General features: G+C 74.4%; 15 protein-coding genes. 8 read left to right on the top strand and 7 right to left on the bottom strand.

All coding sequences use genetic code 11. The annotated features are described in order from the left end of the window. Window positions 1–41 precede the first annotated feature (41 nt). Window positions 42–584 carry a flavoprotein gene (locus tag ACFYOJ_RS16160; protein WP_356557060.1) on the bottom strand — a complete coding sequence of 181 codons (543 nt, stop codon included), beginning with the start codon at window positions 582–584 and terminating at the stop codon, window positions 42–44. 196 nt (window positions 585–780) lie between these two features. Here ACFYOJ_RS16160 and ACFYOJ_RS16155 point away from each other — a divergent pair, with 196 nt between their 5' ends. After that, window positions 781–1,230 (top strand): nitroreductase family deazaflavin-dependent oxidoreductase, encoded by a 450-nt coding sequence (locus ACFYOJ_RS16155; RefSeq protein ID WP_356557059.1) that lies wholly within the window; start codon window positions 781–783, stop codon window positions 1,228–1,230. A 65-nt stretch (window positions 1,231–1,295) separates the two neighbouring features. Here ACFYOJ_RS16155 and ACFYOJ_RS16150 read toward each other — a convergent pair whose 3' ends face one another. Beyond that, the gene (locus ACFYOJ_RS16150; RefSeq protein WP_388597084.1) at window positions 1,296–2,378 is read right to left on the bottom strand and encodes a cation diffusion facilitator family transporter; all 1,083 of its coding nucleotides are present in this window, start codon (window positions 2,376–2,378) and stop codon (window positions 1,296–1,298) included. Between the two features lie 122 nt (window positions 2,379–2,500). On the opposite strand from ACFYOJ_RS16150, the gene ACFYOJ_RS16145 reads away from it, so the two are divergent. Together ACFYOJ_RS16145 and ACFYOJ_RS16140 are read left to right on the top strand one after the other, a co-directional pair. After that, complete coding sequence (locus ACFYOJ_RS16145) at window positions 2,501–3,529, top strand: glutathione S-transferase C-terminal domain-containing protein (protein WP_356557058.1); 1,029 nt, start codon at window positions 2,501–2,503, stop codon at window positions 3,527–3,529. Between the two features lie 85 nt (window positions 3,530–3,614). After that, window positions 3,615–3,917: a DUF4235 domain-containing protein gene (locus ACFYOJ_RS16140; protein WP_356557057.1), complete on the top strand. Its 303-nt coding sequence runs from the start codon at window positions 3,615–3,617 to the stop codon at window positions 3,915–3,917. A gap of 87 nt (window positions 3,918–4,004) precedes the next feature. On the opposite strand, the gene ACFYOJ_RS16135 is transcribed toward ACFYOJ_RS16140, so the two are convergent. Further along, window positions 4,005–4,400, bottom strand: a complete 396-nt coding sequence (locus ACFYOJ_RS16135; RefSeq protein ID WP_356557056.1) for a VOC family protein — start codon at window positions 4,398–4,400, stop codon at window positions 4,005–4,007. 173 nt (window positions 4,401–4,573) lie between these two features. Then, window positions 4,574–5,542 (bottom strand): helix-turn-helix domain-containing protein, encoded by a 969-nt coding sequence (locus ACFYOJ_RS16130; protein WP_356557055.1) that lies wholly within the window; start codon window positions 5,540–5,542, stop codon window positions 4,574–4,576. A 71-nt stretch (window positions 5,543–5,613) separates the two neighbouring features. Between ACFYOJ_RS16130 and ACFYOJ_RS16125 the strand changes: the two genes are divergently transcribed. The 3 genes from ACFYOJ_RS16125 to ACFYOJ_RS16115 all read left to right on the top strand — a co-directional run bounded on the left by ACFYOJ_RS16125 (window position 5,614) and on the right by ACFYOJ_RS16115 (window position 8,150). Further along, entirely contained in the window at window positions 5,614–6,564 is a 951-nt protein-coding gene (locus tag ACFYOJ_RS16125) for an NADP-dependent oxidoreductase (protein ID WP_356557054.1), read from the top strand. 289 nt (window positions 6,565–6,853) lie between these two features. Next, a complete protein-coding gene (locus ACFYOJ_RS16120; protein ID WP_356557053.1) occupies window positions 6,854–7,516 on the top strand; it encodes a DUF4230 domain-containing protein in 663 nt (220 codons plus the stop codon). Window positions 7,517–7,610: 94 nt separating this feature from the next. Next, entirely contained in the window at window positions 7,611–8,150 is a 540-nt protein-coding gene (locus ACFYOJ_RS16115; protein ID WP_356557052.1) for a VanZ family protein, read from the top strand. Window positions 8,151–8,191: 41 nt separating this feature from the next. On the opposite strand, the gene ACFYOJ_RS16110 is transcribed toward ACFYOJ_RS16115, so the two are convergent. The 3 genes from ACFYOJ_RS16110 to ACFYOJ_RS16100 all read right to left on the bottom strand — a co-directional run bounded on the left by ACFYOJ_RS16110 (window position 8,192) and on the right by ACFYOJ_RS16100 (window position 10,577). Further along, window positions 8,192–9,304: an ABC transporter substrate-binding protein gene (locus ACFYOJ_RS16110; protein ID WP_356557051.1), complete on the bottom strand. Its 1,113-nt coding sequence runs from the start codon at window positions 9,302–9,304 to the stop codon at window positions 8,192–8,194. 98 nt (window positions 9,305–9,402) lie between these two features. Beyond that, the gene (locus ACFYOJ_RS16105) at window positions 9,403–9,645 is read right to left on the bottom strand and encodes a hypothetical protein (protein WP_356557050.1); all 243 of its coding nucleotides are present in this window, start codon (window positions 9,643–9,645) and stop codon (window positions 9,403–9,405) included. A 122-nt stretch (window positions 9,646–9,767) separates the two neighbouring features. Beyond that, the gene (locus tag ACFYOJ_RS16100; RefSeq protein WP_356557049.1) at window positions 9,768–10,577 is read right to left on the bottom strand and encodes an SDR family oxidoreductase; all 810 of its coding nucleotides are present in this window, start codon (window positions 10,575–10,577) and stop codon (window positions 9,768–9,770) included. 234 nt (window positions 10,578–10,811) lie between these two features. Here ACFYOJ_RS16100 and ACFYOJ_RS16095 point away from each other — a divergent pair, with 234 nt between their 5' ends. Together ACFYOJ_RS16095 and ACFYOJ_RS16090 are read left to right on the top strand one after the other, a co-directional pair. Beyond that, the gene (locus ACFYOJ_RS16095; protein WP_356557048.1) at window positions 10,812–11,468 is read left to right on the top strand and encodes an HAD family hydrolase; all 657 of its coding nucleotides are present in this window, start codon (window positions 10,812–10,814) and stop codon (window positions 11,466–11,468) included. A 40-nt stretch (window positions 11,469–11,508) separates the two neighbouring features. Beyond that, on the top strand, window positions 11,509–12,804 hold the full coding sequence (locus ACFYOJ_RS16090; RefSeq protein WP_356557047.1) for an FUSC family protein: 1,296 nt from the start codon (window positions 11,509–11,511) through the stop codon (window positions 12,802–12,804). Window positions 12,805–12,974 lie beyond the last annotated feature (170 nt).

Below are 12,974 nucleotides of genomic sequence, written 5' to 3'. Positions count from 1 at the left end.
CTGGGGGCAGCCCGCCGCCCCGGCCCTGATCCGGTGCCGGGTCAGCCCTCCTCGACGAGGTCCAGGGCACGCTCCCAGGCGAACCCGGGACGCGTGCCGTCCGCCGCCGCCTGCCCCGTGTACGGGGCCCCGAAGCGCACACCCATCGCGCGCAGCCGTACCAGGCTCTCCCGGTAGGCGGGGTGGGAGGCCAGCGCGTCGGCCACGCAGGGCAGGACGGCGACGGGGACGCCGAGGCCGGACGCCTCGCACAGGGTGGCCACGGCGAGGGTGTCGGCCAGTCCGGCGGCCCACTTGTTGACCGTGTTGAAGGTGGCGGGCGCGACCACGACGGCGTCGGGCGCCGGGAAGGGGCGCGGATCGTCCGGCCGGCGCCAGGCCGAGCGGACGGGGCGGCCGGTTTGCGCCTCGACGTCGGCGACGTCGAAGAAGCCGCCCATGGCGACCGGGGTGGCGAGGACACCGACATCCCAGCCGCGTCCCTGCGCGGCGGCGATCAGCCCGCCGACACCGTCGGCCACACCGGCGGCGCAGACGACGACGTAGAGAAAGGGCTTCTCGCTGTTCCGGGCCTCTCGGGTCACGCCGGAACCTTACTCAACTCCCCGCACGGCGCCCACCGCACGGGAAGACACCGGACCCGACCGCGGACGACGGCGCTCCGTGTCGCGCGGCTTCCGGCGGTACGGGGCCGGAACGGGGTAGGGATGGAGCCGTGCACCGGCCGGTGTCGGACCGCGGTGCCAGTCAGCCGTACGACGTGAGGACGGGACGAGAATCATGCCTCTTGAGGGCGAGTACGAACCCAGCCCGACGCGGTGGGTGCGCGAGCAGGTGGAGCTCTACGAGAGCTCCGGCGGCACCGAGGGGACGACCCTGGCGGACACGGGCCGGCCCGTGGTCGTGCTGACCACGCGGGGCGCCCGCAGCGGAAAGATCCGCAAGACGCCGCTGATGCGCGTCGAGCACGAGGGCCGCTACGCGGTGGTCGCCTCCCTGGGCGGTGCGCCCGAGCATCCGCTCTGGTACCACAACGTCAAGGCCGACCCCCATGTGGAACTGCAGGACGGCCCGAGGAAGCGGGACATGACGGCCCGTGAGGTCACCGGCGCGGAGAAGGCCGAGTGGTGGGAGCGTGCCGTCGCGGCGTACCCGGCGTACGCGGACTACCAGAAGAAGACGGACCGTGAGATCCCGGTCTTCGTCCTGGAGCCGGCCGACGGGAACTGATCCGGGCCGGGGAAGGAAATCCCGGTTCCGCGTGCATGTCCCGGCCGATGCCGGGCACGCGGAGTTCAGGCCCCGCCGCGTTCCCCCGTCGCGGCGGGGCTTTCCGCTGCCTCCCGCGCGCGGCGGTCGGTGACGTCGAGGAAGATCTGCCGGGCCTCGGGGACGGTGTGCGCGAGGGACCTCTTGATGCGCACGGACACCTCCTCCACCCGCTCGCTGTCCAGGCCGGGGACGAGGTCGATGCGGGCGGCCACCAGCGTCGAGTCGAGCCCCGTCTTCATCGTGAACAGCGCCTCGACGCTGTCGATCTCCGGCTGCGCCTCCAGCAGTGCGCGGATCCGTCCGCTCGCCTCCGGGTCGGCGGCCTCGCCGATCAGCTGGTCGCGGGCCTCGCGGCCCAGCCGGTACGCCACGTGGACGAGCAGCGCGCCGATGGCGAGCGAGGCGCACGCCTCCCACACCACCTGCCCGGTGACCATGTGCAGGACCATGCCGATCATGGCGAGGACGACGCCGAGCACCGCGGTGCCGTCCTCGGCGACGACCGTGCGCAGCGCCGGGTCGCGCATCCCTTCGGCGGCACCGCCCTGCCGGCGCACCTGGTGCAGCGCCCGCAGCAGCGAGGTCCCCTCGGCGAGCAGCGCGACACCGAGCACGACCAGCCCGGCCACATAGCCGCCGAGATCCTCCTCGGCGCCCGTCCTGAGGGCCTCGACGCCCTGGAAGAAGGAGAAGCAGCCGCCCATGACGAAGATCCCGACGGCTGCCAGCAGCGACCAGAAGAAGCGTTCCTTGCCGTAGCCGAAGGGGTGGCGGCGGTCTGCGGGACGGCGGCTGCGGCGCAGCGCGGCGAGGAGGAAGACCTCGTTCACGCTGTCGGCCACCGAGTGCGCCGCCTCGGACAGCAGCGCGGGGGAGCCCGCGAGAAAACCGCCGACGGCCTTGGCGACCGCGATCACGAGGTTGGCCGCGAGGGCCACCAGCACGGTGATCCGCGTCCTGCGGTCGGCACCGCCGGCCTTCCCCCTGCTCTGCCCGCCGGATGTCCCGGTGTGCGCCCCGTCGGCCGTCCCGGGGCCTCTCCCCCGGTCCGTCTCTCCGCCGGACCGCCCGTCGTTCGCTGCCCTGTTCGAAAATGTCCCGCTCACGAGGGGCGACTGCCCTCCCGCAGGCGCGCTCACACCCGGCCCGTGGGTGGCCCGTCAGTGCCGGCGGCGGAAAACTGGGAACGCGTTCCCCAGGGCACGGCGACAACAGGGAGGTACGTCCCATGAGCGGCGACGGCGACGGGACGCCCGGCAACAGCGGTTACGGCAGGAAGGCGTTCAAGCGGTCCAGGAGCCACTTCACGGACCGCATCACCGCGGACGGCCGGGACGGCTGGCCCGTGGAGGCGGGCCGCTACCGGCTGGTGGTCAGCCGCGCCTGCCCGTGGGCGAGCCGGGCCCTGGTGTCCCGGCGGCTGCTCGGTCTGGAGGACGCGCTGTCCCTGGCGGTCGCCGACCCGGTCCAGGACGACCGCAGCTGGCGCTTCACCCTGGACCCGGACGGCCGGGACCCCGTCCTCGGCATCCGCTTCCTCAGCGAGGCCTACGACAAGCGGGAGACCGGCTACCCGGGCGGGGTGAGCGTGCCGGCGGTCGTGGACGTGCCCAGCGGGAAGCTGGTCACCAACGACTACCAGCAGATCACCCTGGACTTCGCGACCGAATGGACGGCCCTGCACCGGCCGGGCGCGCCCGACCTGTATCCGCACGCCCTGCGCGACGAGATCGACGAGGTGATGGCGGGCGTCTACGAGGACGTCAACAACGGCGTCTACCGGGCGGGTTTCGCCACCGGCCAGGAGGAGTACGAGGCCGCCTGCGCGGGCGTGTTCCGGCGGCTGGAGCGGCTGACGCCCCGGCTGGAGAGGCAGCGCTACCTGGTCGGGGACACGATCACGGAGGCGGACATCCGCCTGTTCACCACGCTGGTGCGCTTCGACGCCGTCTACCACGGCCATTTCAAGTGCAACCGCTGGAAGCTGACGGAGAATCCGGTGCTGTGGGCCTACGTCCGCGACCTGTTCCAGACGCCCGGATTCGGCGACACCGTCGACTTCGACCACATCAAGCGGCACTACTACCAGGTCCACACCGGCATCAATCCGACCGGCATCGTGCCGCTGGGCCCGGACCTGTCCGGCTGGCTCACGCCGCATCACCGGGAGGAGCTGGGCGGCCGTCCGTTCGGCGACGGCACCCCGCCGGGGCCGGTGCGCGCCGGGGAGGAGGTGCCGGCGCGCGGCAGGCCCTGACCCCGCGGCGCGTACGCGCCGCTCACCGGAGTCACTCACCGGTGTCGTTCACCGCAGTCATCCACCGAACCCGAAGGAGATCCACGTGGCCAAGAAGAAGAAGCAGAAGCTCCCCCTCGCCTACAAGCCCGTCGGCTTCGTCCTGGGCTGGGCCGGCGGCGCGCTGGCCGGGATGGCCTTCCAGAGGACGTGGAAGCTCCTCCGTCACGAGGACGACGCGCCCGACGCCCTGGACCCGGACCGCGGCTGGGGGGAGATCCTGCTGGCCGCCGCGATCCAGGGTGCCATCTTCGCCGCCGTACGCAGTGCCGTGGACCGGACCGGGGCCAAGGCGATCGAGCGCTCCACCGGTGTGTGGCCGGTCGGCGACAAGGGCGGCCGGGACTGACCGGGCCGGACGGGGCCGTACCCGGGCGGCCAGGACCGGCCGCCCGCGGCACGCACGGCGCAGGCGGCACCCTCCGGGACGCGGGGATCAGCCCTGCTTGGGTGCCGTCGGCGCCGTGCCGCGGCGCAGGGTGAAGGAGTGGCCCGCCGGGTCGGAGAAGCCGCGCTCCTCGTGCGGGCCCGGCGCGTCCTTCGCCTCCAGCGGGCGCCCGCCGAGCCCCACCACCCCGCGCTCCGCCTCGTCGAGGTCGTCCACCACGAAGTCCAGGTGGGCCTGGAGGGAGTTCTCGGGGCGGGGCCAGCTCGGCGGGGTCGCGTTGACGTCCCGGCGGAACGCCATGCGGAAACCGCCGGGCCCGCTGATCTCGATGCGGTTGGCGGACACCTCGGTCTCCTCCGCGTCCAGCAGCCCCTTGTAGAACTCGGCGAGCCTCTCGGGTTCCGAGCAGTCGAGCACCACGACGCCCGCGTTGACCAGTGCCATGTCTCCTCCGAAGGATTCCGGGCACGGGACGCCGTGCCCCGCGGCCCTGTACCTTGCGCATTTCCCGGCCCGGCGAATTCAGTCGGCCGGCGGGCAACGACGCCCGGGGGAGGGCGCGTCGGCCGGCCGTCAGGAGATGCCGGTCCGGCGCCGCGCCCGTCCGCGTGTGCGTCTCAGCGTGCCGACCGGAACGTCCGGCGGTACGCCTGCGGCGAGACCCCGATCGTCGCGTGCAGGTGCTGGCGCAGCGAGGCGCCCGTGGCGAAACCCACCCGGCCCGCGATCTGGTCGACCGGGAGGTCGCTGGACTCCAGCAGATGCCGGGCCCGTGCGACGCGCTGCTGGATCAGCCAGCGGCCGGGGCTGACGCCCACTTCGCCCTGGAAGCGCCGGGCGAAGGTGCGCAGGCTCATCCGGGCGTGCGCGGCGAGATCGGCCAGCGTCAGGGGCTCGTCGAGGTGGTCCAGGGCCCAGGCGCGGGTCGCGGCCGTGCTCGCGGCGCCCCGTTCGGGCACGGGCTGCTCGATGTACTGGGCCTGTCCGCCGTCCCGGAAGGGCGGGACCACGCAGCGGCGGGCGACCGTGTTGGCCAGTTCGCTGCCGTGGTCCTCGCGTACGAGATGGAGGCAGAGGTCGACGCCGGAGGCCGCGCCCGCGGAGGTGAGGACACGGCCGTCGGCCACGAAGAGCACGTCCGGGTCGAGGGGAATGTGCGGATACATGCGCCGGAACAGGCCGGTCAGCCGCCAGTGGGTGGTCGCCCGGCGGCCGTCGAGGAGCCCCGCGGCGGCCAGCACGAAGGCGCCGGTGCAGATGGAGACGATGCGCGCGTCGGGGCGGATCCGGGCCAGGGCCGCGACGACCTCGGGGGGCGGTTCGCCGGTGACCCGGGAGGGCGCGACGGCGGGGATCACCACCGTGTCGGCCGAGTCCAGGACCTCGGGCCCGTGGTCGGCGGTGACGGTGAAGTCCGCGTCGGTGCGCACCGGCCGGCCGTCGACGCTGCAGGTGAGCACTGTGTAGCGGCCGTCGGCGGCGCCCAGGACACGGCTGGGGATGCCCAGTTCGAAGGGGTAGACGCCGTCGAGGGCCAGCACCACGACCCGTTCCGCCCGCCCGTCCGGGCGCTTCGCATGCCGCATGGCACGATCCTATCGAGTCATGGCCATCATGCCATTTTCCTGGGGGGCGCCGGACGGCAGGCTGGGTCAGCATGAGCGATGTGAACACGATGCGAGCGATCAGCCAGGACACCCTCGGCGGCCCCGAGGTGCTGCGCGAGGTACGGCTGGAACGGCCCGAGCCGCGACCGAACGAGGTGCTGGTGCGGGTGCGCGCCGCCGGAGTGAACCCGACCGACTGGAAGCACCGGGCGAACGGCGGTTTCCTCGGCGAACCGCCGTTCGTCCTGGGCTGGGACGTCTCGGGCGTGGTGGAGGCGGTGGGGATCGGCGTCGCCGATTTCCGGCCGGGCGACGAGGTCTTCGGCATGCTGTCCTACCCGTTCGGCCACGGCTCCCACGCCGAGTACGTCGCGGCCCCGGCCCGCGGCTTCGTCCACAAGCCCGCCGGGATCGACCACGTCCGGGCGGGCGCGCTCCCGCTGGTGTCGCTGACGGCGTGGCAGGCGCTGGTGGAGCGGGCCGACGTGCGGCAGGGGCAGCGGGTGCTGATCCACGCGGCGGCCGGCGGTGTCGGCCACGTGGCGGTGCAGATCGCCAAGGCCCGGGGCGCGTACGTGATCGGCACGGCCAGCGCGGGCAAGCACGAGTTCCTGCGCTCGCTGGGCGTGGACGAGCCGGTGGACTACCGGGAGACGGACGTCACCGAGGCGGTGAAGGACGTGGACGTCGTCCTGGACACGATCGGCGGCGAGACGTCGCTGCGGTCCCTGCGCGTACTGCGTCCGGGCGGGGTCGTGGTGTCGATCCTGCCGGTCGGGTCGCAGGAGTTCTTCGAGGAGGCGGAGCGGCTCGGCGTGCGGGCCGTGCGGATGCTCGTCGACGCGGACCGGGCCGGCATGCGGGAGATCGCCGGTCTGGTCGAGTCGGGCGCGCTGCGGGCCACGGTCGAGAGGACGTTCCCGCTGAGCGACGCGGCGCAGGTCCACGCGCTCGGCGACACGGGCCGCACCACGGGGAAGCTGGTCCTCGTGGTCGACTGACGGGACTCCCCGCCGCTTCCGGACGGTTGACGGGCCGTCACGGCGCCGGGGGTGTGCTCGACGAGGGCGGGTGGGTGCGCTTGTCGCGCGCCCACCCGCTGACGCCGTACATGCCGCGGGTCACCGGCACGACGGGCGGTGTCCCGGCCCGGCTGCTCACCGCCGCGCCGGCACCGCACCTGCCACCGCCCCGCACCCGCGCGCCCCCGCCCTTCGTCCCGTCCGCCAACTCCTCTGCCTGCCAAGGGAGATGGCGGGCATCCGGACAGCAGGAAGGAGGGCCGTCGCCATGACGACACCCAACAGGCACCTCCCCCGGCGCATGCCCGGCTGGGCGAAGGCGGTGAGCGCCGTCGCGCTGGTGCTCGTCGTGCTGTTCGCGGGGCTGCGACTGAGCGTCGTGCCGGGACTGAAGGACCTCTTCGGCTCCGAGACCCACGACCGGTCGGGACCCGCCCTGCTGCAGTCCATCCGGGACATGAGCCGCTACGAGGCGGCGTCCGGCAGCTTCCAGGTCGTCGTGGACCTCGAGAAGGACGCCAGGTTCCTGCCCGACGCCGTCCGCGGCACCCGCACCCTGTACGTCGGGGCCGGCACCGTCGGCGCCTATGTCGACCTCGGGAAGGTCGGCGAGGACGACGTGTCGGTGAACGGCGACCGCACCTCGGCCACGCTGCGGCTGCCGCACGCCGCGCTCGGCGAGCCGGCCCTCGACCCGGAACGCTCGTACGCCGTCTCCAAGCAGCGGGGTCTGCTGGACCGGCTCGGCGACCTGTTCTCGGACAACCCGAACGGCGAGCAGGCCGTGCAGAAGCTCGCGGCCCGGCACATCGGCGAGGCGGCGAAGGAGAGCGGACTGACCGCGCGCGCCGAGCACAACACCACGGCGATGCTGCGGGGCCTGCTGCGCTCCCTCGGGTTCGAGGAGGTGCGGGTCACCTACGGGTCCTGAACGGCGGGCCCCGGACCGGGAACGTCCCGGCATCCCCGGCGGCTTCGCGGGTAACCGGCCCGGCACGCGGGGAAGTTGACGACTGGAGGACCACATGGCTCGTGCCGTCCCACGACCGAGTTCCCTGCGGCGCCCCCGCGCCGACGAGGCGCAGGACGCCGGCCGGCGCGAACGGCGCCCGCTCCCTCTCCCGCTGCGCCTGCTGGCGATGGCGTGCGCGTTCGTGTTCATGGTGGCGTTCGCGGCCGTGCTGGCCCGGCTGACCCTGCACCCCTCCCCCGCCTCGGAGGCGCTGACGCACACCAACATGCATCCCGGCCGCTCCCTGCGGGCCTATCTGGACCAGCCCGCGCTGCGCGACGCCGTGAAGCAGATCGGCGGCAACCTGCTGCTGGGCGTCCCCTTCGGCGTCCTGGTCCCGGTGGTCGCGCCGCGCACGCGCGGGGTACTGCGGGTGCTGCTGCTGACCGCCGTGGTGATGCTGCTGGTGGAGTTCGCGCAGGGCTCCCTGGTCACCGGGCGGGCCTTCGACATCGACGACGTGATCCTCAACAGCACAGGCGCGCTGATCGGCTACCTTCTCCTGGGCCGGCGGACCAGCCGCGCGGTACACGCCCGCCGCCCCCGCGGCTGAGCGAAGGGCCCGCTCCTGCCCGGGAAGGGGCCGGACGGACCTCAGCCGGCGCGCAGGACCCGGAAGCGGCCGGGTTCCGCCGGGTCGCGGTCGGCGACCTGGAGGGGCGGCCACGTCCACTGCCAGACGCCGACGCCCGGCGTGCGGGAGAACCGGATCCGCCCGCGGGTGCCCTCGGCCTCGACCCGCGGCCAGGCCTCGGCCGTGCGCGCCCGGTCCACTCCGTGGGCGCGCAGCGCTTCGGCGAGGACGAGGACGGTGTCGTACCCCTCGAGGGCGACGAACGAGGGCGCTTCGGCGAGCCGCTCCCGCAGCGCCGCCGCGACGCGGGTGCCGAGGGGGCCGAGGCGCTCGGGCAGGTAGCGCAGGAACGGGATCCCGGCGCCGTCGCCGCCCAGTGCCGCCGTCCATCCGGCGAACTCCGGCTGTCCGGCGGGTGCGCCGATCAGGACGTGGGCGAGGCGCGCGTCGCGGCGGACGGCCCTGACGACCGGCACCGCGGGCTCCGGGTGGCCGACCAGCAGCAGGAGGGCCGTCGCGCGGTGGGCGACGAGTTCCTCGCACACCGCCGCGGGGTCCGGTGCGCTCATGTCGAGCTCGACGACCGTGCCGCCGTGCGGAGCTAGGTGGTCCCGCAGGATGCGGGTCCCGGAAGCCCAGTAGACGCTCGGCTGGGTCGCGACGGCGATCCGGCGGTGCCCCTCCCCGAGCAGGAAGTCCCCGTAGAACCGCCAGCCGCGGGACTGCGCCGGGGCGAGGCGCGCGACCCGGTCCGCCGGCCGGTCGGTGAGCGCGTCGAGAACCGCCGACGAGCACAGGAAGGGCAGGCCGAGGGCTTCCGCCCCGGCGGCGGCGGCGCGGGCGACGACGCTGTGGTACTCCCCCGCCAGCGCGGCCACGCCCAGGCCGGCCAGTTCCTCCACGGCCGCCGCGGCCCGGTCCGGGTCGGCGGCGGTGTCCCGGACCAGCAGCTCCAGCGGTCGTCCGTGGACTCCGCCGGCGTCGTTGACGTCGCTCACGGCCAGCTCGAGCCCGGCCAGCAGGTGCCGGCCCGCCTCGGTCCAGCCGGGCGGAGCGAGCGGGGCGAGGGCTCCGATCCGGACAGTCGTAGCAGTGCGCCGTGGCGGTCGTGTCTGGGTGGCCATGGCGGTCATTGCATTCGCCGCCGTCGCCGACGGCAACCGATTATGTGTCCGCAGGACCGGCGGGCCCCGCGGCCCGGCCGGTCCGCGCGGTCAGGACCGGCGCGGTGTCAGGACTGGCGCGGTGTCCAGGTGAACTTGTCCCCGCCCACCCAGCGGACCACGTCGGGGTCGTCGAGGTCGTGGACCTTGATGCCGAAGGCGGCGGCGGCCTCCAGGACGTCGACGACGGTCGTCGCCTCTCCGACCACCTGTCCGTCGATCTCCACGATCCGGAACGGCGGCGTGCCCGGTTGCACCCCGAGCACGAGGATCCGCGGACTGCCGATGTGCGGGCTCGCGATTTCGGTCATGAGTCGAGGGTAGGCCGCGAACCCGGGAAGCGGCCTCGCGTCCCCGTCCGCGCGGGTCCCCGTACGGGGTCCGCGGCGGTCCGTGGCCGCGCGGGAAGCCGGTGTGCGGCCACGCGCCGCGCTCAGGGGCGCCGCCAGTCGTCGCTCGTCAGATGCGATCCGGCCATCGGGCCCATGCGGAGCATGCCGCCGTCCACGCTCCAGGACGCGCCGGTGACGTAGGAGGCGTCGGGACCGGCGAGGAAGGCGATGACGGCGGCGACCTCGCGGGCGTCACCGGGACGGCCGAGGGGCACGCCGGGGCGGTGCTCGGTGTGCGGGTCGGTGTCCTCCTGGCCGGTCATCGGGGTGGCGATCTCGCCCGGGGCCACCGCGTTCACGGTGATGCCGTGCTCGGCCAGCTCGATCGCCATGACCTGGGTGAGCAGGCCGAGGCCGCCCTTGGCCGCGCAGTACGGTGCGGCGCCCACCCGCGGCTGGTGCTCGTGCACGGAGGTCACGTTGACGATCCGGCCCCCGCCGCCCTGGCGGATCATGCGCCGGGCCGCTTTCTGCCCGCACAGGAAGGGCCCGGCCAGGTCGACGTCCAGGACGTGCCGCAGATCGTCGAGGCCCAGGTCGAGGAAGGGCGTGGCGGTGCCGGTGCCGGCGTTGTTGACCAGGACGTCGATCCGGCCGAGCCGTTCGCACAGCGCGTCCACCGTGTCGGCGGCCCCGGGCAGCCGGGTCAGGTCCACGTGGGCGGTCTCGGCGCGGCGTCCGAGGGCCCGGACCTCCTCGGCGGTGCGCTCGGCGCCCTCCTCGTCGGCGTGCCAGGTGATGCCGATGTCCATGCCCGCCTCGGCCAGGCGTACGGCGGTGGCGCGGCCGATCCCCGAGTCGGAACCGGTGACGACGGCCACCTTGGTCTCGGTCGGCGTGGGACTGGGCACGACGGGCCTCCTCGCGGGCGCGGACGGTGTGACGGGGCATCGCAGTACCCGGGGGCCGGGCGGACAAACCGCCGGTGCCGTCGTGCGGCCCCGGCCCGCCGGGAACCCCGAAGGCGCCGGCCCGGACCCGGGAGGGCCGGCCGCCCGGCGGTGTGGCGGATCCCGGAGTGACGGGCCGCTGACGTGGTACTCGCCCGGCTCACGCAGCGAAGGCACGGGAGAAGGGAACGGCGCATGCAACGGGCGGCCGTGTTCGACGTCGACGGAACCCTCGCCGACACCAATCATCTGCACGTGGTCACCTGGTGGGAGGCGTTCCGGCAGGCGGGCCATCAGGTGCCCATGCACGCCGTCCACCGCGCCGTCGGCCTGGCCTCCACCGACCTGATCGCCCGCCTGCTGGGCGAGGACCGGGACAAGGACGGGGACGCGCAGCTCAGCGCCGCCCACAAGACGCTCTACGCACAGTACTTCGACCGGCTGCCGGCTCTGCCGAAGGCGGGGGAACTGCTGCGGCGGCTGGCCGGCGACGGCTGGAAGGTCGTCCTCGCCACCTCGGCGGGAGGCGCGGAGCTGGAGGCGCTGCGGCGGGCGATCGACGCGGACGACGCGATCACCGCCACCGCCAGCGCCGACGACGTCGACGCGGGGAAACCGGCGCCCGAACCGGTGCAGCACGCCCTGGAGCTCGCCGGGGTGCCGGCGGAGCGGGCGGTGTTCGTCGGCGACACGGTCTGGGACATGCGCGCCGGGAGCAGCGCCGGGGTGCGGTGCGTGGGCGTGCTGTGCGGGGGTCTGCCGCGCGCCGACCTCGAGGAGGCGGGCGCGGACGCGGTGTACGCGGACCCGGCCGATCTGCTGGCCTCGCTGGCGGACAGTCCCCTTGCATGAGCCGACGGAACGCGGGCAGGCCCCGCGGCATGTGGAACGTATGACGGAACCGGAACACGCCGCCCGGCGAGCGGCCGGGGGCGAGAAGACGGACGGCGGGGCGGGACGGCGGGGCCGGTGGTGGTCCGACACGGTGCGGGCGGTGCGCGGAGCACGTCCGCTGGACCGGGTGCGGCGGGAGGCCGGCGCCGCCTGCCAGGCCGCCCGGGCCGCCTGGCAGGGCCCCGGACGGGAACGCGACCTGGTCGTCCAGTCGCTGAAGGCCGCGGGGGCGGCACTGCTCGCCTGGGCCGTGGCCGGCGTCTGGCTGGACGATCCGATGGCGATGATGGCCCCCTGGGTGGCGGTGGTCCTCGTCCAGGCCACCGTCTACAGCTCCGTGCGCCAGGGGGCGCAGCAGTTCGCGGCGATCTGTCTCGGGTCGCTGGTGGCGTCGGGGGCCCAGGCGCTCACCGACGACAACACCGGGGCGCTGGCCCTGTCCCTGCCGCTGCTGATGCTGCTCTCGAACTGGCCCCGCTTCGGTCAGCAGGGCGTCTACGCGGCCACCACGGCACTGTTCGTCCTGGCCGCGGGCACGCCGGTGTCCGCGTCCGCGGTCGGGCACCGGGTGGGGCAGGCGGCGCTCGGCGCGGTCATCGGCATCGCGGTGAACGCGTTCGTGCTGCCGCCGATCCATCTGCGCGACGTCCGGGAGAACCTCGCGGCGCTGGCCCGGGAGGCGGGCGACGTGCTGCACACCGTCGCGGCGGACCTGCGGGAGTCCGAGTGGGACGAGCAGACCGCGGCCGGCTGGACGGGCGAGGCCGCCCGGCTGCAGCGGAGGGTGGACGCGCTGGCGTCGGCCCGGTCCTGGAGCCGGGAGAGCCTGCGCCTGACCTACGGCCCGCTGCGGGTGCTGCACCGGGCGCCCCCGCCGGCGCCGCCGGAGGAGGAGGACCAGCGGTGGGGCCGGGTCACCGGGAACATCACGGCGCTGACCCGGACGCTGGCGGTGGCGGCCGACGAGCACCGTACGCCCGCGCCTCCCGAAGGCCCGGTCCTCGGCCTGTACGCGCGGCTGCTGGAGCTGATCGGCGACTCCTGCCACGCGGAGGCCGGCCGGGTGGTGGGCGAGAACACCGGGGCCCGTCCGGAGGCCGCGACGGAGGCGACGATGCGGGAGCTGCACCGGCGGTTGCAGGAGGGCCTGCGGGAGCACGCCGGACAGGGCGCGGCACAGGCGGCGGTGCTGGGATCGCTGCTGCTGCAGGCCGAGAACCTGTGGGCCGAGATCGTGCCCGAGGCCGAGGACGGCACCCAGGACGTCACCGGCGCCGGCACCGGTGACGCCTGAGGGCCAGTGACGCGGATCACCCCAAAACGCGACAGACGGTGGAACACCGGGAGGGTGTCCGCCGTTGAAAAGGGCGTGGGTACGGACGGGACAGTGTCCCCGGGCCTCACCTATCGCCCACAGGGACGATCGTTCGGCTGAAGCCCTGTGGAGCCCTTCGCCGAGAGGCG

Origin of the sequence: Streptomyces sp. NPDC006384, from assembly GCF_042870695.1 — a bacterium.
Lineage (GTDB): Bacteria > Actinomycetota > Actinomycetes > Streptomycetales > Streptomycetaceae > Streptomyces.
Note: the sequence above shows the minus strand (reverse complement) of the source record. Positions and strands in the feature narration are given on the sequence as shown.